The organism is Algibacter sp. R77976 (assembly GCF_044594645.1).
GTDB lineage: Bacteria > Bacteroidota > Bacteroidia > Flavobacteriales > Flavobacteriaceae > Algibacter_B.
The window spans coordinates 2,671,316-2,697,513 of sequence record NZ_CP138989.1; the positions used below are offsets into that span (position 1 = coordinate 2,671,316).

The 26,198-nt window shown below is 34.3% G+C and carries 13 protein-coding genes; all 13 read left to right on the plus strand.

Annotation, left to right across the window (positions count from 1 at the left end; translation table 11 throughout):
* The first annotated feature begins 22 nt into the window (after positions 1-22).
* Positions 23-1,651 carry a glycoside hydrolase gene (locus SJY43_RS11460; RefSeq protein ID WP_396600878.1) on the plus strand — a complete coding sequence of 543 codons (1,629 nt, stop codon included), beginning with the start codon at positions 23-25 and terminating at the stop codon, positions 1,649-1,651.
* 67 nt (positions 1,652-1,718) lie between these two features.
* Positions 1,719-3,152: a hypothetical protein gene (locus tag SJY43_RS11465; RefSeq protein WP_396600879.1), complete on the plus strand. Its 1,434-nt coding sequence runs from the start codon at positions 1,719-1,721 to the stop codon at positions 3,150-3,152.
* 29 nt (positions 3,153-3,181) lie between these two features.
* The gene (locus tag SJY43_RS11470) at positions 3,182-4,780 is read left to right on the plus strand and encodes a glycoside hydrolase (protein ID WP_396600880.1); all 1,599 of its coding nucleotides are present in this window, start codon (positions 3,182-3,184) and stop codon (positions 4,778-4,780) included.
* 16 nt (positions 4,781-4,796) lie between these two features.
* Positions 4,797-6,422 carry a sulfatase gene (locus SJY43_RS11475; protein ID WP_396600881.1) on the plus strand — a complete coding sequence of 542 codons (1,626 nt, stop codon included), beginning with the start codon at positions 4,797-4,799 and terminating at the stop codon, positions 6,420-6,422.
* Between the two features lie 50 nt (positions 6,423-6,472).
* The gene (locus tag SJY43_RS11480; RefSeq protein ID WP_396600882.1) at positions 6,473-7,873 is read left to right on the plus strand and encodes a sugar porter family MFS transporter; all 1,401 of its coding nucleotides are present in this window, start codon (positions 6,473-6,475) and stop codon (positions 7,871-7,873) included.
* Between the two features lie 11 nt (positions 7,874-7,884).
* Positions 7,885-8,631: an SGNH/GDSL hydrolase family protein gene (locus SJY43_RS11485; protein WP_396600883.1), complete on the plus strand. Its 747-nt coding sequence runs from the start codon at positions 7,885-7,887 to the stop codon at positions 8,629-8,631.
* Between the two features lie 93 nt (positions 8,632-8,724).
* Positions 8,725-11,502, plus strand: coding sequence for a glycoside hydrolase family 2 protein (locus SJY43_RS11490; RefSeq protein ID WP_396600884.1), 2,778 nt, complete (start codon positions 8,725-8,727; stop codon positions 11,500-11,502).
* 35 nt (positions 11,503-11,537) lie between these two features.
* Positions 11,538-14,840 carry a DUF5107 domain-containing protein gene (locus tag SJY43_RS11495; protein WP_396600885.1) on the plus strand — a complete coding sequence of 1,101 codons (3,303 nt, stop codon included), beginning with the start codon at positions 11,538-11,540 and terminating at the stop codon, positions 14,838-14,840.
* A 13-nt stretch (positions 14,841-14,853) separates the two neighbouring features.
* Positions 14,854-16,365, plus strand: coding sequence for an arylsulfatase (locus SJY43_RS11500; RefSeq protein WP_396600886.1), 1,512 nt, complete (start codon positions 14,854-14,856; stop codon positions 16,363-16,365).
* Positions 16,366-16,393: 28 nt separating this feature from the next.
* On the plus strand, positions 16,394-18,283 hold the full coding sequence (locus tag SJY43_RS11505; RefSeq protein WP_396600887.1) for a sulfatase-like hydrolase/transferase: 1,890 nt from the start codon (positions 16,394-16,396) through the stop codon (positions 18,281-18,283).
* Between the two features lie 74 nt (positions 18,284-18,357).
* Entirely contained in the window at positions 18,358-20,106 is a 1,749-nt protein-coding gene (locus SJY43_RS11510; protein WP_396600888.1) for a glycoside hydrolase, read from the plus strand.
* Between the two features lie 28 nt (positions 20,107-20,134).
* Positions 20,135-22,945, plus strand: a complete 2,811-nt coding sequence (locus SJY43_RS11515) for a sugar-binding domain-containing protein (RefSeq protein ID WP_396600889.1) — start codon at positions 20,135-20,137, stop codon at positions 22,943-22,945.
* Complete coding sequence (locus tag SJY43_RS11520; RefSeq protein WP_396600890.1) at positions 22,946-26,173, plus strand: glycoside hydrolase family 2 TIM barrel-domain containing protein; 3,228 nt, start codon at positions 22,946-22,948, stop codon at positions 26,171-26,173.
* Positions 26,174-26,198 lie beyond the last annotated feature (25 nt).

A 26,198-nucleotide genomic window follows, 5' to 3' on the forward strand; every position in this document is an offset into this window, starting at 1 on the left:
TTAATCAAATATAAATTAAAGTATGATTTTTAATAAGTATTTTAACGCCTTTATATATTTTGTATCACTTCTAGTTATTGTTAGCTGCAGTACAGATAATACTACAGATCCTGATGATCCAGAATTTGATACACCAGAGGTAGGTATTACGCTTAATATAAATAATACTTTTCAAACTATAAGTCATTTTGGTGCTTCAGGTGGTTTTCAAGACCAATGGGTCGGGAAATGGCCTGAAGCCTCTAAAAATGAAGTTGCCAAATTGCTTTTTAGTACAGAAACAGATTCTCAGGGAACTCCACAAGGCATTGGTCTTTCACTATGGAGAACTATAATTGGAGATGGTGCAGCAGTACAAGTAAATAGTGGGTTTAGATCAGCTTCATGGTTTAGAGAAACAGAATGTTACTTGAATGAAAGTGGTACTTATGATTGGACAAAACAGGAAGGGGAACAATGGTTTTTGTCAAAAGCTCGTGATTATGGTGTATCTAAATTTACGGCTTGGGCTACTACACCTCCATATTTTATGACCAAGAATGGCTATACATTTAGTACAAGTGATGTAAGCACATTTAATTGTCCAGAATCTAACTATGAACCTTATGCGAAATTTTTAGCCAACGTTGTAAAACATTATGAAAGTGAAGGTTATAATTTTGAAACAGTTTGCGCATTTAATGAAACACAATATGAATGGAATGCAGTAGTTGGAGAGGCTAGTCAGTCAGGTACCAGAGCTACAAATTCTGAAGTAGCAGCTGTAACAAGAATTATGGATAGCGAGTTTACAGCTCAAGGGGTTAACGCTAAAATAATGATTCCAGAAGCAGCCCAGTTAAAATACCTATTTGAAGGCTCACAAAACACAACAAACCAAGTGAATGATTTCTTTAATAGCTCTAGCTCAAACTATATTGGCGATTTAGTTAATCTTTCGAGTAATATAGCGGGTCATAGTTATTTTAGTAATGGTTCAACTAGCGAATCGCTCAGGCAACGTAAATCATTGCGTACCACATTAGCAAGTTATGGTTTGAATTATTGGCAAACCGAATATAGTTTATTAGGTGCAACATATCAACAAGGGCGTGATTTGTCTACATTAAACGAAATGGATTATGCACTCTGGCTTAGTCGTATTATCCATACCGATTTGGCATTTGGTGATGCATCAGGATGGAGTTTTTGGACAGCCTTAAACCAATCAACTTTTGGGGATCACCCGTTTAGATTCAATCTGATATTATATACACCAAATACGAACAGTCCATCACACACAGATGGCACGTTTGAAGATAACAAATTACTTTGGGCATTGGGTAATTTTAGTCGATTTGTGAGACCAGGTATGATTCGTTTTGAAGTTAATGATCCAGATTATAATGATAATGCTTCAGTAGAAAATTTTATGATTTCAGGTTATAAAGACACAACTTCTAATGAAATAGTTTTAGTATGTATAAACAATACAGATGATAATAGAGCTATTTCATTTGAAAATTATAAAACAGACTTTGAAGTGGCTGGAGATACTTTTGATAGTTATACAACTTCAGCCTTAAATAATTTAAAAAAGTCTAGCGTAGCTTTTGATGCTATATCTATACCTTCTAAATCTATAGTAACTCTAAAGGCAAGAATAAAATAAACAATTAAACCTTTTTAACGTTTAACGAGGTTTGTTTAATTAAAAACAAAATATAAAAAAAACAAAAATGAAAAAAGTAATTTCAATATTATTAATTGCGCTTTTAGTAGCGTGTAGTACAGATAATTCAACTGATCCTAATGATGATAAGTTTAATGACATTGAAGAAGGTGAAGGTGAAGGAGAAGGAGAGGAAACTGGAGGAGATGCTATTAATACAGATATCACTTTAGCTGTTAATGCTACAGATGCAGTTGATATAAATCCAGAAATATTTGGAGTTAATAATGACTGGAGACAAATACCTGATAATACATTTTCTAATTTTGCCAATACTATAAAAGGTATAGGAAATACAGTAGTTAGGTATCCTGGAGGTTGGGAGTCTGAATTTTATGCTTGGACAAGTAACACAACACCTGACTGGACTAATAAACCTGATGATCCTGGCGCATCAGTTTCTACTTTGAAAAGTAATATAACTAACTTCAGCGTTGTTTTACCAACCGTTGATGCTATGAATACAACATTAGGTTCTGCACAATGGAATACAGCAATAGCGAAACTTGAGGCTACTGCAGAAAATGCAATAAATCAATCGGGTATACAAGAAGGTATAGTAGAAATTGGGAATGAATGGTGGTTACAATTTGCTGGCGGTTCATCACGATCTCAAAAGTTAGACAAGTATGTTAATGTAGCGATGGATTTAGCAGAGCATATTGATGAAAAATATCCTGATCATAAATTTAAATTATTGATAAATGGAGATTATACACAGCCAAATGAATTTACAACCATGAAAAATAAATTCACAAAGGCTTACAATGTCATTGATGGGGTTGCCTTACATACTTATGCAGGTTATTCTACAGCTACTCATAACATGGAAGACCTTGAACAACGCATTATAGATTGTGCAGATAATTTTAATCCAAACAAGAATTTTTCATATCTGTCAGAATGGATGCCTTCAAGAGATTATAATGATAGAGCACTTTATATGCAAGCTGCCAATATTATTCCGGATATGATTCATATTTATGCCAGAGCAGGAGCTGATGCAGCAGCATTTTGGCCTCCAATAAACACTTCTATTCCGGGGTTAGGGTTAACAAACTGGAATTACACAACAGTTTTTCCTACAGGTCAAATTTTTAGCGAGCTTATAGAATCGTATAAAGGAAAAGCTTTAAAAACAACATCAAATACATACCATTTAGCAGCTGCATTAAATGATAATGAAACTATGGTTTTATTTATTACTGGAGGTAAAGAAGCGACTTTAAAAACAGGTGTTAAAGTAGAAGGTTTTACAATTACTTCTATTGAAAGCGTTGAGCGTTTTATACCTCAAGATTATAATGATACAGCTAAAGCTGTGCCTTTTATTACAGAAACAGCAACTGCAGAACTTAGTTCAGATAATAAAGTTGTATTAGATGTTAACAAGGAAGGTTTATACCAAATTTATAAAATAGTTTTAAAAGGGACTTTATAACATAAATATATTCTAAAACATTATTATCAATGCGAAAACACAAAGCAAACAAACTTTATAACACACTTCAGATAAGTGTTTGTAAACAAATGTTTGTGTTACTAACTTTGGTAATATTTTTTTATTCATGTAAGTCAAGCTCAAAAATTGATAAAATTGTAATAGATAAGTCAATTACTTATCAAACTATTGAAGGATTTGGAGCCTCTGACGCATGGCGCTGTCAGTTTGTTGGAGAAAATTGGTCATCTGATAAAAAAGAAAAAATAGCAGAATTATTATTTAGTAAGGCTTTGGATAATAATGGTAACCCAAAAGGTATTGGTTTATCTATTTGGAGGTTTTACATAGGTGCAGGAACCAAAGAACAAGGTGATGCTTCAGAAATAAAAAATGAATGGCGTCGCGCAGAATCATTTGTTGATGAAGCAGGGAATTATGATTGGAATAAGCAAAAAGGGCAACAATGGTTTTTAAATAAAGCAAAGCAGTATGATGTCGATAAATTTTTGGCATTTTCAATTTCTGCACCTGTGCAATGGACATTAAACGGTAAGGGCTATAATGGAGATTCAAAAACAGGAGACATTAATTTACAACCCGATAAATTTGATGATTATGCACAGTTTATGGTAGATGTTGTAAATCATTTTAAAACCAAAAATATTTTTTTTGATTATTTAAGTCCAATTAACGAACCACAATGGGATTGGGAAAAGAAAACGCAAGAAGGTACACCAGCAACCAATAATGATATTTTGATGATTTCTAAATTATTGAATAATAAACTTGAAGAAAGCAATTTGTCAACAGAAATAGTGATAGGTGAATCTGCTGATTTACGATGGTTATATTCCGATTATGGAAAACCTGAACGTGGTAATCAAATAGATTATTTTTTCAAGGAAAATAAAGGTGTCAAAAACTTGAAAAATACCATTTCAGGGCACAGTTATTTTACCACGTGGCCAGTAGATAGTTTAATAGGTATACGACAAAAATTGAATACTAAATTGAAAGAACAAAACCTTGATTATTGGCAAAGTGAATTTTGTATTCTCGAAAAAACCGATGATATAGGTGGTGGTTCAAAACGAGATTTAAGCATGGATACTGCGCTATATGTTGCTCGAGTAATACATGCTGATTTAACTTTGGCAAACGCCAGTTCATGGCAATGGTGGACAGCTATATCTAATGCCGATTATAAAGATGGTCTTATTTATATTGATACTGGAAATAAAAATGATTTATTCAATTTAGATGCCATGAAATTAAATGGCGAGTTTCACGATTCTAAATTATTATGGGCTTTTGGAAATTATTCAAAATTTGTAAGACCAGAAATGAAGCGTATTGAAATTGGTTTAGAATCTAATTATAAAAAACTAAAAGAGAGTTATGGTGATGTTATACTTTCAGCTTATATAGATGAAAATACATCAAAATTAGTAGTTGTAGCTATAAATTACGGAGACAAAAATAAAACTATTGATGTCTCAGATTGCCAAATAGAATATAAGTACGAAACATCAAAAGATAAAAATTTAGAGCTCGAAAAAGTTATAAATAAAGAAATAATACTCAATAGGCGCACTATTAGTACATTAATAGGAAGCGTCTTATAAATACATAAAAGTCTATATGAATTTTTTAAGAATCAAATTAGTTAAGTTTGAGTTAGTTTTAGTTTTTAGTCTTTGTTTTGCAGTCATTTTATTAAATGGCTGTAAAGACAAAGATGATAAAAAAGAAGAAATTCAAAGTAAAAAACCTAATATCGTTTTTATTCTAGCCGATGATCTTGGAGCTCACGATTTAAGTTATTCTGGTAGTAAGTATTATGAAACGCCAAACATTGATGCTATTGCTACAGAGGGTGTTCAATTTACACAGGGTTACGCTGCGTGTCAAGTATGTAGTCCTTCAAGAGCAAGCCTTATGTTGGGGCAGTATACTGCGCGTCATGGTGTAACTGATTGGATTGGGGCTGCAACAGGCGAAAAATGGGGCGATTATTACAATACTAAAGTGATGCCTCCAGAGTATTCGCATGCGATATCAGAAGAGAGTACAACTATTGCAGAAGCTTTTAAACAAAATGGATACAAAACCTTTTTTGCTGGAAAATGGCATCTTGGTGATGAACCTTTTACACCAGAAAGTAATGGATTCGATATTAATATAGGCGGCTGGGAAGTTGGTGGTCCAAAAGGTGGTTATTACGCACCTTGGAGAAACCCAAAACTAGATTATAAGTATGACGGCGAAAATTTAACCAAGCGCTTAGCTTTGGAAACTGCAGATTTTATCACAGCTAATAAAGACGAACCATTTTTTGCATTCTTATCCTTTTATGCAGTACACGGACCAATAGAAACTACCGAAGCTAAATGGAGTAAATATAAAAATAAAGCTGAGGCACAAGGCATTCCAGAATCTGGTTTTGAAATGGAAGCGCGATTACCAATTCGAAATGTGCAAGATAACCCTATTTATGCAGGTTTAGTAGAATCTATGGATGATGCTGTAGGTATTGTTTTAAAACGCTTAAAGGAACTTGGTTTAGATGAGAATACAATCATAATGTTTACTTCAGATAATGGTGGTGTAGCTAGTGGTGATGCCTTTTCAACAACTAATGCGCCTTTAAGAGGTGGGAAAGGATATCAATGGGAAGGTGGTATTAGAGAGCCATATCTTATTAAAGCACCAATGTTAGAAAAAGCGGCTAAAACTATTGATTATCCAGTTTCAGGCATTGATTTTTACCCTACGTTATTAGACTTAGCAGGTGTTGAAAAAGATCCAAACCATATAGTAGATGGAGTAAGTTTAGTGCCACTTTTAAAAGGGAATTCTTTAGATACAAGACCTTTATTCTGGCATTATCCACATTATGGAAATCAAGGTGGAGATCCTGTGAGTATTATCAGAAAAGAGGAATATAAACTTATCCACTACTGGGAAGATGGACGTGATGAATTATATAATTTATCTACTGATATTGGTGAACAAAATGATATTTCAAAAGCAAAACAAGAGATAGCACAGCGTTTACGTAGTGAGTTGGATACTTACTTAGCAAGTGTTAATGCTCGTATTCCAGAAGTTTATACAAAATATGATGCTGCAAAAGCAAAAGCGAAAATGGAAGAGCGAAAAACAAAAATGCTAGCACGACTAGAAAAACAACGCAAAGATTTTTTAAGTAAAGATTTCAACCCTAATAATAACTGGTACGACAGTAGTTTGAATACAAAAGACTAAATGTTTTACAAACTATAAAAAAGCTAACTAACCAAACAAACTAAACTATAATGGGGAATACAAAGTTTAATTTTACGTACCTACTTTTTTTAGCACTTGTCTCAGCAATGGGTGGGTTTCTATTCGGTTATGACTGGGTAGTAATAGGTGGCGCAAAACCATTTTACGAACTATTTTTTGATATAGCTTCTGAGCCTACTTTACAAGGTTGGGCCATGAGTAGCGCATTGATTGGTTGTATTTTAGGTGCAGTAATTTCTGGATTTGTGGCCGATAAATTTGGTAGAAAATTACCGCTAATTTTTTCAGCAGCTTTGTTTACAGTTTCAGCTTTTGGAACTGGTTATGCAGATAATTTTACACCTTTTATTATATATAGACTTATTGGTGGTCTGGGTATTGGTATGGCATCAACACTATCTCCAATGTACATTGCCGAAATTGCTCCAGCAAAGTATCGTGGACAGTTTGTAGCCATTAATCAGCTAACTCTTGTAATTGGTATTTTGGCAGCACAAGTTGCAAATTTTTTTATTGCTGAAGCTATTCCAGATAGTAGTACGCCTGAAATGATTTTAGGTTCATGGAACGGACAAACAGGGTGGCGTTGGATGTTTTGGGCAGAACTTATTCCTGCAATTCTGTTTTTTGTTTTAATGTTTGTCGTACCTAAAAGTCCAAGATTCTTAGTTAAAATTAACGAATCAGAATCAGCTAAAAAAGTACTTGCAAAAATTGGAGGTGATGCTTATGCTGATGATGAATTGAATGCTATTAAATTAACATTGAAAGAAAGTGGTACTTCAAAAATTAAATTTTCAGATTTTAAAAACCCTAAAATTAAGCCTATCTTAATTATAGGTATTGTATTGGCGGTATTCCAACAATGGTGTGGTATTAATATCATTTTTAATTATGCTGAAGAAATATTCACAGCTGCAGGGTATAGCGTTGGTGACATGTTATTTAATATTGTAATAACAGGTAGCGTAAACCTAATTTTCACCTTAGTGGCTATGCGAACAGTAGATAGTTGGGGACGTAGAAAATTAATGCTATTAGGGTCTATAGGATTAGGAGTGGTATATCTTATTTTGGGTGGCGCTTACTATTTTCAATTTACAGGATGGCCCGTATTATTATTGGTAATTACTGCAATTGCTATTTATGCCATGTCTCTGGCGCCAATTACATGGGTAGTGTTATCCGAAATTTTCCCTAATAAAATACGTGGTATAGCCATGTCTATTGCTACATTTTCATTGTGGATAGCATCGTTTATTTTAACATTTACTTTTCCGATTTTAAATGATGCTTTGGGTGCTTCAGGAACCTTTTGGGTGTATAGTGCCATTTGTATAGCTGGCTTCCTGTTTATACGAAGTAAATTACCTGAAACAAAAGGGAAGAGTTTAGAAGAAATTGAAATGGAATTCACAAAAGATAAATAAATAGTTTTAAGATGATATTTAACTCTAGAATATATAAAACGGTAGGACTTGCTTTGTTGTTAAGTATCAATTTTTCTTGCGCGCAAACTAAAGAAATTTCATCTTCTAAAAAAGAAGTCCACGCTGCACATTACCTTGATTCACTTAAAACAAAATTAAAGGTAAAATGGCCTAAAAACCATATGATAAACTTGGTGTTTCATGGACATTCTGTTCCAACGGGTTATACTACTGGAGGGGTTTTAGACCGCTTGAATGCTTATCCTTATAGAACATTAAAGAAGGTTAATGATTTTTATCCATATTCCGTAGTCAATACCATTACAACTTCAATTGGTGGAGAGCAAGCGGAACAAGGTGCTAAACGTTTTAAGGAAGAAGTACTAAATCATAAACCAGATGTACTTTTTATCGATTATGGATTGAATGACAGAAGTATAGGTTTAGAAAGGGCTAAAGTAGCTTGGGAACAAATGATTGAAGAAGCCTTAGAATATGGAACAAAAGTGATTCTATTAACACCAACACCAGATTTAAAGGAGGATATTACTGTTGAAGAAACACCATTAGCGAAACATAGCCATCAAATTAGAGCGTTGGCGAAAAAGTATAACGTTGGTTTGGTAGATAGTTATGCGCTGTTTAAAGCCTTAGCAGAAATTCAACCATTAAAAGGCTATATGTCGCAAAACAATCATATCAATCAAAAAGGGCATCAATTTGTAGCCGATGCTATTTTCGAATATTTCAAAATATAACAAAAAGAAAAGGAGAATCTAACTTAGATGAAGTTATTTAACGCCATAAAAACCTTTATAATTTGCTTGTCAATACTTGCTCTAAATGCCTGTATGGATACTACGCAAAAGCACATGGATTTATCTGGTGAATGGAGCTTTGCAATCGATTCGTTAAATGTTGGCGAAAATGAAAATTGGTTTTCTAAAGATTTAACTGATATTGTGAAATTACCGGCTTCCATGGCTGAAAACGGTAAAGGAAATGATGTAACGGTCAACACGAATTGGACGGGGAATATGTGGAATGATAGTCTTTGGTACAAAGACCCGAAAATGAAGAAATACCGCCAAAAAGGAAATATAAAAGTCCCGTTTTGGTTAACACCAGTTAAGGATTATAAAGGTGCTGCTTGGTATCAAAAAAGCGTTACTATTCCAGAAGATTGGAACAACAAAAAAATCAATTTGCATCTAGAGCGTGTACATTGGGAATCCACAGTTTGGGTAGATGATAAAAAGGTGGGCATGCAAAATACCCTTGCAACATCGCATGATTATGATTTAACTGAATTTTTAACTGCTCGTAATCACGCTATTTCTATTCGAGTAGACAACAGAGTAAAAGATATAAATGTTGGTATAGACGCACACAGTATTTCAGATAATACACAATCTAATTGGAATGGTATTGTGGGAGATATAGAACTTCGAGCGACACCTAAATTGTCTTTGAGTTTAGTGAAATTATATCCAGATGTTTCAAATAAAACGGTTAAAGTTGTTGCTCAGATAGAAAACTATTCTGAAAATAGTAATGCAACTTTAATGCTTCAAGCTAAAGAAAAATCAATTGATGCAGAGGTTTTAGGTGAAGTAAAAAAAGAAATCAAGCTTAATTCAAACAATGAAATTGAAGTAGTGTATGATATGGGTGATAATCCTAAATTATGGGATGAATTCAACCCGAATTTATACGAAATGCAACTCACTTTAAAGTCAGATGAAGGTACTGATACTAAAACTATCGATTTCGGCATGCGTGAGTTTAAAGCTGATGGCACCGTATTTAAAGTTAACGGTCGACCTATATATTTAAGAGGAACATTAGAATGTGCTATTTTTCCAAAAACAGGCTATCCACCAACCGACGTCGACTCTTGGAAACGTATTTATAAAATAATACAAGCACATGGTTTAAACCACATGCGTTTTCATTCTTGGTGTCCTCCAGAATCGGCATTCGAAGCTGCTGACGAAATGGGCGTTTACATTCAAGCTGAAGCATCTGCATGGTTAGCTAATTTAGGCGATGGCACACCTGTCGATAAATGGTTATACAAAGAAGGTGAAGCCATCATAAACGCTTATGGTAATCATCCCTCGTTTGTGATGATGACGTACGGTAATGAACCAAGTGGTAAATATCATAAGGAATACTTAACCAAGTATGTTGATTATTTTAAAGATTTCGACAACAGACGTTTATATACAAGTGGTGCAGGTTACCCATATTTAGATAATATGGATTATTACAATCATAGAGGCCCCAGAATTCAAGGTTGGAATGAAAACTTAAAGAGCGTCATTAATGCAAAACCGCCACAAACAGAATTCGATTGGAGTAAATTTATTGATAAAACGCCAATGCCTTATGTAAGTCATGAAATGGGTCAATGGTGTGTGTATCCAAACTTCAAAGAAATGGCGAAGTATACAGGTGTTTTAAAACCTAAAAACTTTAAGATTTTTAAAGAATCTTTAGAAGAAAACGGGATGGAAAAATTAGCGGATAGTTTTCTTTTAGCCTCCGGTAAACTACAAACATTATGCTATAAAGCGGATATTGAGGCTGCTTTAAGAACCAAAGGAATGGCTGGGTTTCAATTATTAGATTTACATGATTTCCCTGGACAGGGAACAGCTCTAGTAGGCGTTTTAGATGCTTTTTGGGATGAAAAAGGATACGTTTCTCCTGAAGAATTTAAAAATTTTAGTGGCACAACAGTTCCTTTAGCCCGCTTAGCTAAAAGAACATTTAAGAATACAGATACTTTATCAGCAGAAATTGAAATAGCTCATTTTGGAAAAGAAGCACTTAAAAATGCAATACCAAAATGGACACTAACAAAGTCTAATGGTAGTGTTTTTTCAAAAGGAGAATTAAAGACTGTTGATATACCAATAGGAAATGGTATCAAATTAGGTGCTATAAATCAACATTTAATCGCAATTGATAATCCTCAAAAACTAATTTTAAATGTTATGGTTAATGAATTTAAAAATAGTTGGGATATATGGGTGTATCCAAACCAAAAAGCATCGATCAATAATAAAAGTGGATATAAAGTAATAAGTAAACTAGATGCTAATACGTTAGCATATTTAAATAATGGCGGTAATGTATTATTGAATATAACTAAAGGCGATATCAAATCTGAATATGGTGGTGATATTGGTATTGGTTTTTCAAGTATTTTCTGGAATACTTCATGGACAAAAGAACAAAAACCGCACACATTAGGGGTTTTATGTAATCCAGAGCACCCTGCATTAACTCACTTTCCAACAGAGTATCATTCAAATTGGCAATGGTGGGATGCCATGAGTCATTCTAATGTTATCATTTTTGATGATTTACCAAATTTACAACCCATTATAAGAGTCATAGACGATTGGTTTAAAAATCGTAAAACAGCTTTGTTATTTGAAGCTCAAGTTGGTCAGGGAAAATTAATATTTTCGGGTATAGACCTTCATACAAATATAGAAAATAGGTTAGAAGCTAAACAATTACTGTATAGCTTACAAAGCTATATGGAAAGCGATGATTTTAAACCTAAAACAATTTTAAATACAAACCACATACAAAATCTTTTAAATTATAAATAACCATCTGCAGCTAGCGTAGAATAAAATATAGAATTATGAGCACAGTAAAAGCTTGGAAAGAAAAAGTAGTTATTCCTACTTACGAAGTTGGAACACCAGAGAAGTATCCTGTTTTTTTAGAGAAACGTGTATATCAGGCAAGTAGTGGAGCAGTATATCCGCATCCTGTTATCGAAAAAATTAGCGATACCAAAGTAGATAAAGAGTGGGATGCTATTTTTATAGAAAACGATTATATAAAACTAATGATTTTACCTGCTTTAGGAGGTCGAATCCAAAGAGCTTACGATAAAATTCGTAAACGTGATTTTGTATATTACAATCATGTCATAAAACCAGCACTTGTTGGTTTAACAGGACCATGGATTTCTGGAGGTATAGAATTTAACTGGCCACAACACCACAGACCAAGTACTTACGATCCAACAGATTTTTATATTGAAGATAACAAAGATGGTAGTAAAACTGTTTGGGTAAGTGAGTTAGAACGTATGTTCCGCACCAAAGGAATGGCAGGTTTTACCTTGCATCCAGACAAGGCTTACATAGAAATTAAGGCACATTTATACAATAGAACACCGCATCCGCAAACCTTTTTATGGTGGGCAAACCCAGCAGTAGCAGTAAACGACCATTATCAATCGGTATTTCCACCAGATGTAAATGCAGTTTTTGATCATGGTAAACGAGACGTGTCAGAATTTCCAATCGCAAAAGGTGAATATTACAAAGTAGATTATTCTCCTGGAACAGATATTTCTAGATATAAGAACATTCCTGTGCCAACAAGTTATATGGCAATTACTTCAAAATACGATTTTGTTGGAGGTTATGAAAATGATTCAAAAGGTGGTTTGTTACATATTGCCGACCATAATGTGTCACCAGGTAAAAAACAATGGACTTGGGGTAATGGCGAATTCGGTAAAGCGTGGGATAGAAATTTAACAGATAAGGATGGGCCATATATCGAATTGATGTGTGGTGTTTATACGGACAATCAGCCTGATTTTTCTTGGATGCATCCGTATGAAGAAAAGAGTTTTAAGCAGTACTTTATGCCTTACTATAATGTAGGAGTGGTTAAAAATGCTACAAAAGAAGCCTTGGTTAATATTGAAATTGTGGATTGTAAAGCACTAGTTAAGGTGTATGTTACTTCAACTTATAATAATTGTGTGATTACTTTAAAAGCAAATGGAAAAGTATTGCATGAAGAAGTTTTAAACCTTTCTCCAGAAGTTGGTTTTGAACAAGCAATCGAAATTGGCGATAATACCTTTGATGATTTACAGATTTCGGTAAATGATAGTCAAGGAAAAGTATTGGTAGCTTGGGAACCAGATAAAGATTTAACTGATGAAATTCCAGAGCCAGCAAAAGCAGCAAAAGCACCAGAAGATATTGATACCATTGAAGGTTTATATTTAAGAGGGCTGCATTTAGAGCAATACAGGCATGCCACATTCAATGCGACAGATTATTATGAAGAAGCATTAAGAAGGTCACCGAAAGATGTGCGTTGTAATAATGCCATGGGACTTTGGTATATGCGTAAAGGGCAGTTGGAAACAGCGATTGGTTATTTCGATACAGCCATTGAAACCCTTACAAGCCACAACCCTAATCCCTATGATGGCGAACCGTATTTTAATAAAGGGCTAGCCTTAAATTTCTTAGGAAAAAAGGAAGAAGCCTATGCAAGTTTCTTCAAATCATGTTGGAATGCGCAATGGCAAGACGCTGGCTATTTCAATTTAGCACAGATAGATTGTTTTAGAGGCGATTTAGATAAAGCACTTGATTTAGTAGATAGGGCCTTAATCAAAAACTGGCACAACCATAAAGCACGCCACTTAAAAATTATTATTTTAAGACAACAGGGCAAAATTGAAGCTGCTAGCAAATTAGTAGAAGAGTCGCTAGCTATTGATAAATTTAATTTTGGTGTTTTATACGAACGTTTTATACTATCAAATAAGCAAGAAGATTTAGAAGCGTTTAAGCATATTTTAAGAAACTATGCTCATAATTATATTGAGTTTTCGCTAGATTATGCTATGGCAGGACAGTTTGATTACGCCATTGCTTTATTAAAAGTACATACCGATGCAAACAGCAAAGTGTATCCAATGGTGTACTATTTTATGGGATGGTATTTTGACCAAAAAGGAGATAGTGTGAACGCATTAGAAGCTTACAAGAAAGCATCACAAATGCCAGATATTTATTGTTTTCCAAATAAAATTGAAGACGTATTAGCATTGCAAGCGGCTTGTAAAGCAAACCCATCTGATGCTAAAGCCTTTTATTATTTAGGGAACTTTTGGTACGCCAACAGGCAATATAAAGAAGCACAAGCATGCTGGGAATCATCTGTAAAATTAGATGATGGTTTCGCCATTACACATCGTAATTTGGCGTTGTTATATTACAACAAAACCAATCAAAAAGAGTTAGCTCAAACGCACTTAGAAAAAGCGTTTGAATTAGATAATACCGATGCGCGTTTACTGATGGAGCTAGACCAGCTCTACAAGAAAATTAATGTTCCTGTAGATAAGCGTTTGGCATTATTAGAGCAATATATCAATTTAACAAATTCTAGAGACGATTTATACTTAGAGCGTATTGCCTTATATAATTTGAAAGGCGATTTTGAAAAAGCAAAAGAACTTATAGACAACCGACAATTTCATCCTTGGGAAGGTGGCGAAGGTAAAGTGCCGTTTCAGTATTTAACCTGCTATACAGAGCTTGCTAAAAAGTATATCAATTTAAAGAATTTTGATGACGCTATCGATTTATTAATTCAGGCCAAAACCTATCCACATAATTTAGGTGAAGGTAAACTACACGGTACCGTAGAGAATGATATTGATTATTGGTTAGGATGTGCGCACGAAGGTTTAGGTGAAGCAGATAAGGCTAAGGCCTATTTTGAGTTGGCTTCCGAAGGATTAAGCGACCCAAGTCCAGCAATCTTTTATAACGACCAGCAACCTGATAAAATACTCTATCAAGGTTTGGCATTACAAAAACTGGGCAGAACAGACGAAGCAAACACCAGATTTGATAATTTATTGAATTATGGGAAAGCCCATATGAATGATAATGTGAAACTAGATTATTTTGCGATTTCTCTACCAGATTTATTGATTTGGGAGGAAGACCTAAATGTGATTAATAAAATTCACTGTAATTATATGATTGGCTTAGGGCAATTAGGTAAAAGCAATGATGAAAATGCAACCGATGCTTTAAAGAAGGTTATTGATACTAATTTATCGCACATCCCAGCACATATTCATCAAGCACTAGTGGGTGTTAAACCTTAAAATTCAACTTATAATGAATGTATTGACCCTTGTTAAAAGTGTTCTGTTTGGTACTTTGTTTTGTATAGCTTTTAATGCATGTGCACAAAAAACCAACCCTAATATCGTTATTATATATGTTGACGATTTAGGATACGGAGACATTGGTGTAAATGGAGCTATTGGGGTAGAAACACCACATATTGATACATTGGCTAAAAACGGTTTAAATTTAACCGATGCACATTGCTCGTCATCAACATGCACACCATCAAGATATTCATTATTAACAGGAAGTTATGCCTTTAGAAATAATGCGGCTATTTTAGAAGGTGATGCCCCTTTGATTATTGACCCCAATATGGAAACCTTGCCTAAAATTTTACAAAAAGCAGGTTATAAAACAGCTGTGGTTGGGAAATGGCATTTAGGATTAGGAAAAGGTAAAATAAACTGGAACGAAAAAATTCCGTTAGGGCCACAAGAAGTTGGTTTCGATTATAGTTTTTTAATTCCTGCAACAGGCGATAGAGTACCTTGTGTATTTCTTGAAAATCAAGAAGTTGTAGATTTAGACCCTAACGACCCGATAACGGTAAGTTATGGTACAAGAATAGAAGGATATCCTTGGGGATTTCAACACCCAGAATTATTAAAACATCATACCGACCCGTATCATCAAGGCGCCATCATAAATGGCATCAGTAGAATTGGCTATATGAAAGGCGGAAAAAATGCGCTTTGGGTAGATGAAAAAATACCTTTTGTACTTTCTGAAAAAGCTACTGAATTTATTGATGAAAGTAAAGAAAAGCCGTTTTTTCTCTATTTTTCATTGCATGATATTCATCAACCAAGAATAGCCAATATAAAATTTGTTGAAAGTAGCACCATGGGGCCTCGTGGTGATGTCATAGCACAAATGGATTGGTGTGTGGGGCAAATTTCAGAAGCTCTAGAAAAGCAAGGTTTATTGGAAAACACTTTATTAATTTTTACAAGTGATAACGGGCCAATTTTAGATGATGGTTATTTGGATTATGCTCGGGAGTTGGTGGGCAACCACAAACCTGGTGGTGTTTATAGAGGAAGCAAATATTCGGCTTATGAGGCAGGAACGCGTGTACCTACTATTGTACATTGGCCAAAAAAGGTAAAAGCAGGAGAGAGTAGTGCTTTATTATCTCAAGTAGATTTATATGCATCTTTGGCTTCATTGGTGAATCAAAACGTAACGTCAGGAAACGCCATTGATAGTCAAAATTTTATGGATTCATGGCTAGGGAAATCTAACAAAGGACGCGAATTTTTACTTGAAGAAGCCTACACTTATGGGCTTAGAATGGGGAATTGGAAATACATTAAACCAAAAGATAAGCCAGTACCAAACTGGATTGTTCAAAAATTTGTGGACCCTGGGTTTAGAAAAGAGCCACAGTTATTCAATTTGGATGAAGACCCTTCAGAAAGTAATAATGTCTATAAAAACCATCCTGAAATAGTACAGAAGATGGAAAGAAAACTTGAAACAATTCTTAATCCATAGAATAAATAAATACTAAAAAAATAAAGAAGTGAGACCTTGTTTTTCATTACTCGTATCTATATTATTCGTTTTTGGGGTTGGTTGCAAAACTAAAACCCAAGAACAACCTAACATATTATGGATAACCATTGAAGATACATCGCCACAATTTATAGGTTGTTATGGTAATGAAAACGCTAGTACGCCAGTAATTGATAAATTGGCTGAAGAAGGGGTTCGCTTTACAAATGCATTTTCTACGGGAACCGTTTGTGCTGCAAGCAGGTCTACTATAATTACAGGTGCGCGTACCTTCAAAATGGGTACAGGACATCAAAGAAGTCAGTATCCTATTCCAGATTTTATCAAAGGGTTTCCATCTTATTTGAAACAATTAGGGTATTACACCACCAATAATTCCAAAACAGATTACAACATTGCCAAAGAAAAGAATTTTATAAAAGAAACTTGGAACGAAAGCTCTAACACCGCAACTTGGAAAGGAAGAGAAGAAGGACAGCCTTTCTTTTCGGTTTTCAATTTTGCAGAATCGCATCAGTCAAGAACCATGTCGTGGACCTTTGAGCAATATGAAAAGCACGTTTGGAATCAGCTTCCTGATGATGATAAAATAGCCGATGATGCATTTGGGATGCCGCCTTTTTATAACGATACCCCCGAAATGCGCAAACAGTTTGCAAGAGTATATAACTCTATTAAACTTACCGATAATAGAATTGGAGAATTGCTACAAAAACTAAAAGATGATAACTTAATTGATGATACCATTATTTTCTTTTATGCTGACCATGGCGAGGGCATACCAAGAGCAAAAACCAATGGGATAAATTTAGGATACCGTGTGCCATTCGTAGCATGGTTTCCAGAAAAATTCAAGCATTTGTCGCCATGGGAAACTGGAGGAATCACTAAAGACCTTATAAGTTTTGAGGATTTAGGTCCAAGTATGATAGACTTATTAGGAGGAGAAGTGCCAGAATATATGAAAGGCAAACAACTTTTTAACGCTACTTCAAAAGCTAAGAATGAGCTATTGTTACTTTCAACAGATAGGGTGGATAATGGTTTAGATTTGGTAAGAAGTGTAACCGATGGAAAGTATGTTTATTCAAGAAACTATATGCCGTTTATACCAGAAGTGCGCTATATCAATTATCTAGAAATAGCTGATATTACCAAACACATGCGGAAGGATTTAAAGCACAATAAGCTTAATGCATTTCAGTCTCGCATTTTTGATGAACGCCCTTATGAGGTGCTTTATGATATTGAAAACGATATTTGGGAAGAACATAATTTGGCAGAAAATCCAAAATATAAATCCGTTTTAGAGAACATGAGACAATACATGGATAGCACAGTCTTAAAATCTAAGGATATACTATTTATGCCAGAATATGACATAGCGAAACTATCAGAAACACAAACGGCTTATCAATATCGTTTGGATGATGCAAAGTATAATTTTAATGAAATTTACAAAGTTGCATCTCTATCTGGTAAAAAGGGAAAAGAAATTGTTCAGGCACAAATAAAATGGCTAAAGCATAAAGATAACATAGTTCGGTATTGGGCAAGTATCGGTTTGATGTCTCAGGACACATCCCTTTTGAAACCTTTTGAAAAAGAACTAATGGCTGCGCTTCAAGATGATTATCCTCCAGTTGCTATAACTATTTCAGCAATTTCTTATAAAAAATTCAAAAGTAAAAAAGCTTTGGATGTTTTAAACAATTTTGCTAAAAATGACAATTGGAATTTGGCTTTAATGAGCATTAATTACATGCTTTATTTTGAAGATAGAGCGCCGTTTGAAGCCACGGTATCTGAGTTACTTGAAAACCAAAAGCTTAATTGGCATGTAAAAAGTGCTTGTCAAGATTTTATGGAAAGTCAAAAAATTAGAAAAACTATCTAATCTAAAGAACCAAACTAATAAAGTTAAACACTGAGTCTTTTATGAAATTTCAGATTATATTTATAAAATACGTTTTGAGTACACTATTTTGCTTTTATGCTATTAAGGCAACATCGCAAACTACTGTAATAGTGGACCCCAATATTGAACATCAAACTATTGAAGGTTGGGGTGTTTCACTAGCTTGGTGGGCAAATCTTGCAGGTGGTATGCCAGAAGCATCTATGAATGAACTTGCTAGTTATGCCGTAAATGATTTGAACTTAAATGTATTTAGGTTTAACATTGGCGGTGGAGATAATCCTAACTGTACAGAAGGCGACCATATAAGAAAAGATGGTGGTAAAATGCCCGGTTATAGAAGCCAACAAAACAACAATGAAGGTTGGGGAACTTATGATTTAACGAATGATGTCCGTCAGATTTCTGTGATGAACAAAATAGCTACTTTAAGAGCGCCAAAAGGAGATATTATTACAGAAATGATTTCTTATTCTCCACCTTGGTGGATGACCTATGGAGAGTGTTCTGCCGGAAATGTAAGCGGAACTTCAGAAAACTTAAAACCTGAATTTATAGACGATTTTGCTGATTATTTAGCATCTGTAACAAAAGGTTTAAATACAACATATCCATCTTGGAACATCAGTTACATCGTTCCTTTTAACGAGCCAACTTCGGGTTTTTGGAAAAAAGGTGGGAAGCAAGAAGGGTCTGCTATATATCCTGCAACACAAGCGCAAATTTTATGGAGATTGTGGCAAAGAAAAATAGATTTAGAGATTCCTTTTATAAAACTATCTGGCTCGGATAATTCTAAAATAACATCATCATTAGCAAATTTAACCACTTTAAGAGACAATAATTTTAATACATATAATGGTCTTGCAAAATTAACGACACATAGTTATAACGGAAATTGGGAAGATAAACGAGACTTGGCAATATTTGCTAAAAACAATGGAGACAAGCCTATTTGGCAAACAGAAACAGGGCCATTAAGTTGGAGACCTCCAGCTGGTGGAGCTTGGTGGCAAAGACATTATGATATTGCATATAGATTAGTAGAAGATATGCGAAATTTAAAGGCGACAGTTTGGTGCGATTGGCAATTGATGTCTATCGATGATGGTTGGGGTATGTTGCACCAAACTAATTGGAATGAAAATAATCCATATCAAACACCTGTTCTTAATAAAACTAGAGGCTTTTACTGTCGTAAAAATGTAACTAATTTTATTAAAGTAGGGTATAAAATTATCAATTCAAACAATGGGAATACTTTAGCCGCAGTGAGTCCAGATAACAACGAAGTGGTTTTTGTGGTTGTAAATAGTAATAACAGCGCAAGAAATTACAATATTGATTTAAGTAATTTTTCAAATATTGTAGATTTTAAAACCTTTAGAACTTCTGGAGGCAATTCATCAACGGGAGAGAATACAGAAGAAAAAACAACAAATACAGTATCTGAAAAAGGCGTTTTATCTAATAAAGAAATTGCGTATAATGCACCCGCTTTTTCTGTAACTACATTTGTGGTAGATGTTTCGGGGGCACTGTCAAATTCAAACTTTAAAGGAAAAGAATTAAAAATTTATCCTGTACCCTTTTCAACGCAATGTACCTTTAAACTTCCTCAGAACTTATCTAACGGAAAATTAATTCTGTATAATATGCTTGGAAAAGAGGTTCTTGAAATTAATGAGATTAATAGTCGAGAAATAATTGTTAAAAAAGGCAGTTTAGAAGCAGGTATTTACTTTTATAAATTGATTGAGAAAGCAACTATGCTTTCCGAAGGAAAACTAATAATTAACTAAACATAGTAGCATTAAAATCACTCCATATATGAAAACACTTCGTTTAATATCCGTTTTTTTTATACTTATAATTAGTATTCATAGCTGTTCTAATTCTGAAACTAATAATATTTCTTTATCTGGAGAATGGCAAGTAAAACTAGACGCCACAAACACAGGAACTGATAATAACTGGGCATCCAAAACATTTTCAGGAACCCCAATCAATTTACCTTCTACTTTAGATGAAGCAGGTATAGGAACTCCGGATACGTTAACCCCAGTAATCAATAATTATGTCATGTCAAATTTGGCAAGAAAGCATCAATATATTGGAAAAGCATGGTATCAAAGAGAAATTGATATTCCTAGTTCGTGGGAGAATAAAACCGTTACACTAAACCTAGAACGCGTTTTATGGGAATCTACGGTGTATTTGGATGGCGAAATGATTGGGACTGCAAACAGTCTTATAGGCAATCATAATTTCGAATTGCCTAAAACAGTAAGTTCAGGAAAACATGTGTTAACGGTTGTTATTGATAATTCCAACAAGTTTCCGAATATAAATGTGGCAGGAACGCGATATCCAATTAAAGTGAATCAAGATATGGCACACGCTTATACCAATCACACACAGATAAAATGGAACGGTATTATTGGCGATATTTCGCTTAGTGCATCAAAATCCAATAAGCCTCATAATATTCAGGTGTATCCTAATCAGGATTTAAAAACTTTGAAAATAACTTTTGAACAGCCAAAGGCGATTGAAGGTAATGTTGAAGTGAAAATCGAAACTAAGAATGGAGAAGACATTTATAATGCACAACAAACCGTTTCAGCGAAAGCGAACAACGTATTTGAAATAGGATTAGATAAACCTGAAGCACTTGAACTGTGGGATGAGTTTAATCCAAACCTTTATACCGTTTCAGTAACAACAAGCACAGGAACTGTAAGTACTGATTTTGGTTATAAAGTAGTGGGGAATAACAATGGAAACCTTACTTTAAACAACCAGCGCATATTTTTAAGAGGAAATTTAGAGTGTGTTATTTTTCCTTTAACGGGGCGTCCACCAATGGAAAAATCTGAATGGACAACTTTGATAAAACAAGCCAAGGCTTATGGGTTGAATCATTTGCGTTTTCATTCATGGTGTCCACCAAAAGCTGCTTTTGAAGCTGCTGATGAAGCAGGGTTTTATTATCTGGTAGAATTGCCACATTGGAGTTTAAAAGTTGGTGAAGATGAAAAAACTACACAGTTTTTAAAATCCGAAGGCCAAAAAATACTCAAGGATTACGGTAATCATCCTTCATTTCTTTTTATGGCTTTAGGGAATGAGTTGGAAGGCGATGAAAGTTTACTGAACACCATGGTTGCAGAATTAAAAGCCAAGGATAATAGGCACATGTACATCACTACTGTTTATTCTTTTCAACCACATAGAAGGGAATCAACTCTAGGGAAACTACCACAACCACAAGATGATTTCTTTATCACACAATATACAGATAAGGGATGGGTGCGCGGACAAGGTATTTTTAATGCTAAATCTCCTCATTTTAATGCAGACTATTCTGCTACTAGCGAACATATAAAAACACCTTTAATCTCTCATGAAATTGGTCAATACTCCGTGTATCCAGACATGAGTGAGATTGAAAAATACACCGGTGTTTTAGCACCAAAAAACTTTATTGCTGTAAGAAACGATTTGGAAAAAAAGGGCTTATTAGACCTTGCTCCAGATTTTACACATAACTCAGGCAAGTTGGCGGCAATTTTATATAAAGAAGAAATAGAGCGTGCCATGAAAACACCTAGTTTTGATGGATTTCAATTATTACAATTACAAGATTTCCCTGGACAAGGTACAGCATTGGTAGGCTTACTTAATGCGTTTTGGGAATCTAAAGGTGTAATTTCAGCCGAAGAATTTAGTCAGTTTAATAGCGAGTTGGTACCTCTTTTAAGGTTTGAAAAAGCCGTTTACGACAATGGTGAAACATTTAAAGCCTTAATTGAGGTTGCTAATTTCTTTAAGCCGCTAGAAAATCAAAATTTGAATTGGAGTATTACAGATGAAGCTGGAAATGTAGTTAAGAGTTCTAAAATTGAAGGTGCTAATTTAGCTATTGGTAATAATACTAATTTAGGTGAAATTGCTTTTGAAGTTAACACAGATAAAGCCAAAAAACTAAAAGTAGAAGTAAGTTTAGAAGGTACAAAATACAAGAATTCATGGCCTATTTGGGTATATCCTAAAGATGTGAGTTTAACTAAAAACGACATCGTAGTTACCTCGTCTTTTACAGTTGCAGAACAAGCCCTTAAAAAAGGAGGGAAGGTATTGTTAAATCCAGATTTTAAATCATTAAAGGGTATCCAAGGACGATTTGTGCCTGTATTTTGGAGTCCTGTGCATTTCCCTAATCAGCCTGCAACAATGGGTGTTATGGTAGATAAAGCACATGCAGCCTTTAATAATTTCCCAACCGATACACATACCAATTGGCAATGGTGGGATTTATGTATCAATTCAAAATCTGTAATTACGGATGAGTTGGATGTAACGCCTATAGTAAGGGTTATTGATAATTTTGTAACCAATCATCATTTATCTAGCCTGTTCGAAGCAAAAGTGGGGAATGGTACTTTGGTGTTTTCTTCAATAGATTTAATAAGCGATTTAAAAGAAAGACCAGTAGCAAGACAATTGCGTCACAGTGTGTTAGAATATATGAGTAGTGATACGTTTTCACCTTCAAAAACAGTAACTATCGAAGATTTGAAAGCCATAAAAATAGATAAAAAACAAGGTAAATTTTCTGCAGAAGATATCTATAACTAGATGAAAAAAATAGAATTAAGATTATTATGTCTTGCATTAAGTGCTTTGCTATGTCTATGTGTTAATTTGGGATGTAATGAACCAACGGAACGTCCTGTTTACACAGCGTCTGTTTGGGGAAATCCAGAATGGGAAAACCCCGAGATTTTTCAAATTAATAGGGAAGAACCAAGAGCTACTTTTTATAGTTTCCCCAGTATTACGGAAGCCTTACAAGATAAAGAATGGACAGCATCACCTTTTTACAAGTCCTTAAATGGTACATGGCAATTCTATTACACCGATAGTGTTCAAGGCAGACCAGAATATTTTTATAAAACCGATTTTAGTACAAAAGGATGGGATACCATAACTGTTCCTTCTAATTGGGAATTGCAAGGTTTTGGCTTGCCGGTATATACCAACATTAAATATGTTTTTCCTAAAAATCCGCCTTACATACCGCATAACATGAACAATGTAGGTAGTTATAAACGAAGTTTTAATTTACCTGAAGATTGGAATAACAAATCTGTGTATTTACACTTTGCAGGAGTTAGCGGTGCATTGTATGTTTACATCAACGGACAGTTTGTTGGCTATAATGAAGGCAGTAAAACACCTGCTGAATTTAATATTTCGGAATTTATTACTTCTGGAGAAAATCAAATTGCAGTACAAGTGTTGCGTTGGTCTGATGCTAGTTATATTGAAGACCAAGATTTTTGGAGAATAAGCGGTATTGAACGCGATGTGTATTTACGAGCAGAAAACCCAATATCTATAAAGGATACTAGGTGTAATGGTGATTTAAGTAATAATTATACGCAAGGCGAATTCTCTTTAAATATTGATTTTGAAAGTATTTCCAAAGAAAGTATGAACAAACGTGTTCATGTTGAATTGTTAGATGGTGATACTTCAGTTTTTTCAGAGGAAAAAGAAATGAATATTTCACCTAGAACACAACAATTGATAGATTTTAAAACAAGCGTTCCAAATGTAAAACCGTGGACTGCCGAAACACCAAATCTATATACCGTTTTAATAGCTTTAAAAGATGAAAACGGTAAAGTAGAACAAGCCACTACGTTAAAAACTGGATTTAGGAACATTGCTATAAAGAATAATCAGTTTTTAGTTAATGGAAAACCAATTCTTCTAAAAGGTGTAAACCTTCATGACCATGATGAATCTACGGGACATGTGGTTGATAAAGAATTAACGCTAAAGGATTTGACGATAATGAAGCAAAACAACGTCAATGCGATACGTTGTAGCCACTATCCAAAGAATCCTTTCTTTTATGACCTCTGCGACCAGTACGGTTTTTATGTAATTGATGAGGCCAATATAGAAACCCACGGTATGGGTACTACAAACCAAGGTTTAGATAAAAAACCAGAGTTAAAAAAAGTGCATCCAGCCTATCGTGAAGATTGGAAAGCAGCCCATTTAGACCGCACCATCCGAATGTTTGAGCGAGATAAAAATCATCCTTCAATAGTTACTTGGTCTTTAGGAAACGAAGCAGGAAATGGGGATAATTTTTTTGCAACTTATAATTGGTTAAAAGAGCACGATGCAACACGACCAACGCAATATGAAGGTGCAACAAAATATGAGAATACCGATATTCAAGCACCCATGTACGACCGTATTCCTCAGTTAATTAAATATGCAGAAAATAATCCAAAGCGCCCGCTTATTTTATGCGAGTATTCTCATGCTATGGGAAACAGCTTAGGAAATTTTAAAGATTATTGGGATGTTATTCGAAAATATGACGTGTTACAAGGTGGTTTTATTTGGGATTGGGTTGACCAAGGTTTAGCAGCAGAGACCGAAGACGGACAAAAATATTGGGGTTATGGTGGCGATTTTGGTGCGGGATATTTACAACATGATGCCAATTTTTGTTTAAACGGTATTGTTAATCCAGATAGAACGCCACATCCGGGTTTGGAAGAACTTAAAAAAGTATATCAAAACATTCACTTTTCCGAAGCTAATTTTAAAACAGGAACACTAAAAATTACTAATGAATACTTTTTCACCAATTTGAATCATTTTAAAATAGATTGGGAGTTGTTTAAAGAAGGCGAAAAAGTAACATCAGGAAGTTTAGGTGTGTTAGACTTAGCTCCAGAAAAATCTAAAACAGTACAAATTGATTTGCCAAAAATTGATTATGATAAAAACGAATATCAACTTAATTTTTTGGCGACTACCAATAACCAATTACCATTATTGACAAAAGGATTTCCTTTAGCTAAAGCGCAATTTGTAACAGGTGCTTTTACGCCTAAATTCAAAGAAAATACTAAAGATGATATATTGGTTTCTACAACTAAAAATGAAATCGTTTTTAAATCAAAAGCGTTTAAGGCAAGTTTTAATAAGAAATCAGGGGAGTTATCAAGTCTAGATTACGGTAACGGAAATATAATTCAAAAAGGCATATCAACTAATTTTTGGAGAGCAACAACAGATAACGATTACGGTTTTAACATGCCAAAACATTTTGGTGTTTGGAAAAAGGCTACCGAGAATAAAGAGTTGATTTCCATGCTTTTGAAAAACAAAAAATCAACTTTTGATGTGTATTCAGAGGAAAATATAAGCTTCAAAGAAAATACTATAAACCTAGAAGTAAATTATAAGTTGCCTGATGATATCGCAAAAATCAAAATGGAATATAAAATTGATGCATCAGGACAAATAAAGGTTAAAAGTACATTACTAGATGTTAAAAAAGAGCTACCTAATTTGCCTTGTTTTGGAACTAATTTTATTGTCAGTAAAGCATTTAATCAAGTAAATTGGTACGGTAGAGGGCCATTGGAAAACTATCAAGATAGAAAAACATCGCAATTTGTTGGTAATTACAAAGCTTCGGTTTCAGAATTGTATTTTCCATACATAAGACCGCAAGAAAATGGATATAGAACGGATGTGCGTTGGGTAACTTTTACCGATAATCAAGGAAAAGGTATTAAGATTTTAGGCCCTAAACTAATAAGTTTTAGTGCCCATCATCAATACAATTCAGACTTTGATGCTGGGGAAACCAAACAGCAACGACACACTATAGATATTATAGAAAGAGATTTGGTAAATATCAATATTGATAAAGAGCAAATGGGCGTTGGAGGAGATACCAGTTGGTGGACAAGACCTTTAGAACAATACCAAATTAAAGCAGAAGCGCAATCGTTTTCTTATAGTATTATCCCAATTCAATTGTGACACTTAATAATTAACTATTCTCATA

Excerpts from the sequence above, each read along its gene's own strand:
- SJY43_RS11460 (WP_396600878.1), top strand. The coding sequence starts at position 23 with ATGATTTTTAATAAGTATTTTAACGCCTTTATATATTTTGTATCACTT.
- SJY43_RS11465 (WP_396600879.1), top strand. The coding sequence starts at position 1,719 with ATGAAAAAAGTAATTTCAATATTATTAATTGCGCTTTTAGTAGCGTGT.
- SJY43_RS11470 (WP_396600880.1), top strand. The coding sequence starts at position 3,182 with ATGCGAAAACACAAAGCAAACAAACTTTATAACACACTTCAGATAAGT.
- SJY43_RS11475 (WP_396600881.1), top strand. The coding sequence starts at position 4,797 with ATGAATTTTTTAAGAATCAAATTAGTTAAGTTTGAGTTAGTTTTAGTT.
- SJY43_RS11480 (WP_396600882.1), top strand. The coding sequence starts at position 6,473 with ATGGGGAATACAAAGTTTAATTTTACGTACCTACTTTTTTTAGCACTT.
- SJY43_RS11485 (WP_396600883.1), top strand. The coding sequence starts at position 7,885 with ATGATATTTAACTCTAGAATATATAAAACGGTAGGACTTGCTTTGTTG.
- SJY43_RS11490 (WP_396600884.1), top strand. The coding sequence starts at position 8,725 with ATGGATACTACGCAAAAGCACATGGATTTATCTGGTGAATGGAGCTTT.
- SJY43_RS11495 (WP_396600885.1), top strand. The coding sequence starts at position 11,538 with ATGAGCACAGTAAAAGCTTGGAAAGAAAAAGTAGTTATTCCTACTTAC.
- SJY43_RS11500 (WP_396600886.1), top strand. The coding sequence starts at position 14,854 with ATGAATGTATTGACCCTTGTTAAAAGTGTTCTGTTTGGTACTTTGTTT.
- SJY43_RS11515 (WP_396600889.1), top strand. The coding sequence starts at position 20,135 with ATGAAAACACTTCGTTTAATATCCGTTTTTTTTATACTTATAATTAGT.
- SJY43_RS11520 (WP_396600890.1), top strand. The coding sequence starts at position 22,946 with ATGAAAAAAATAGAATTAAGATTATTATGTCTTGCATTAAGTGCTTTG.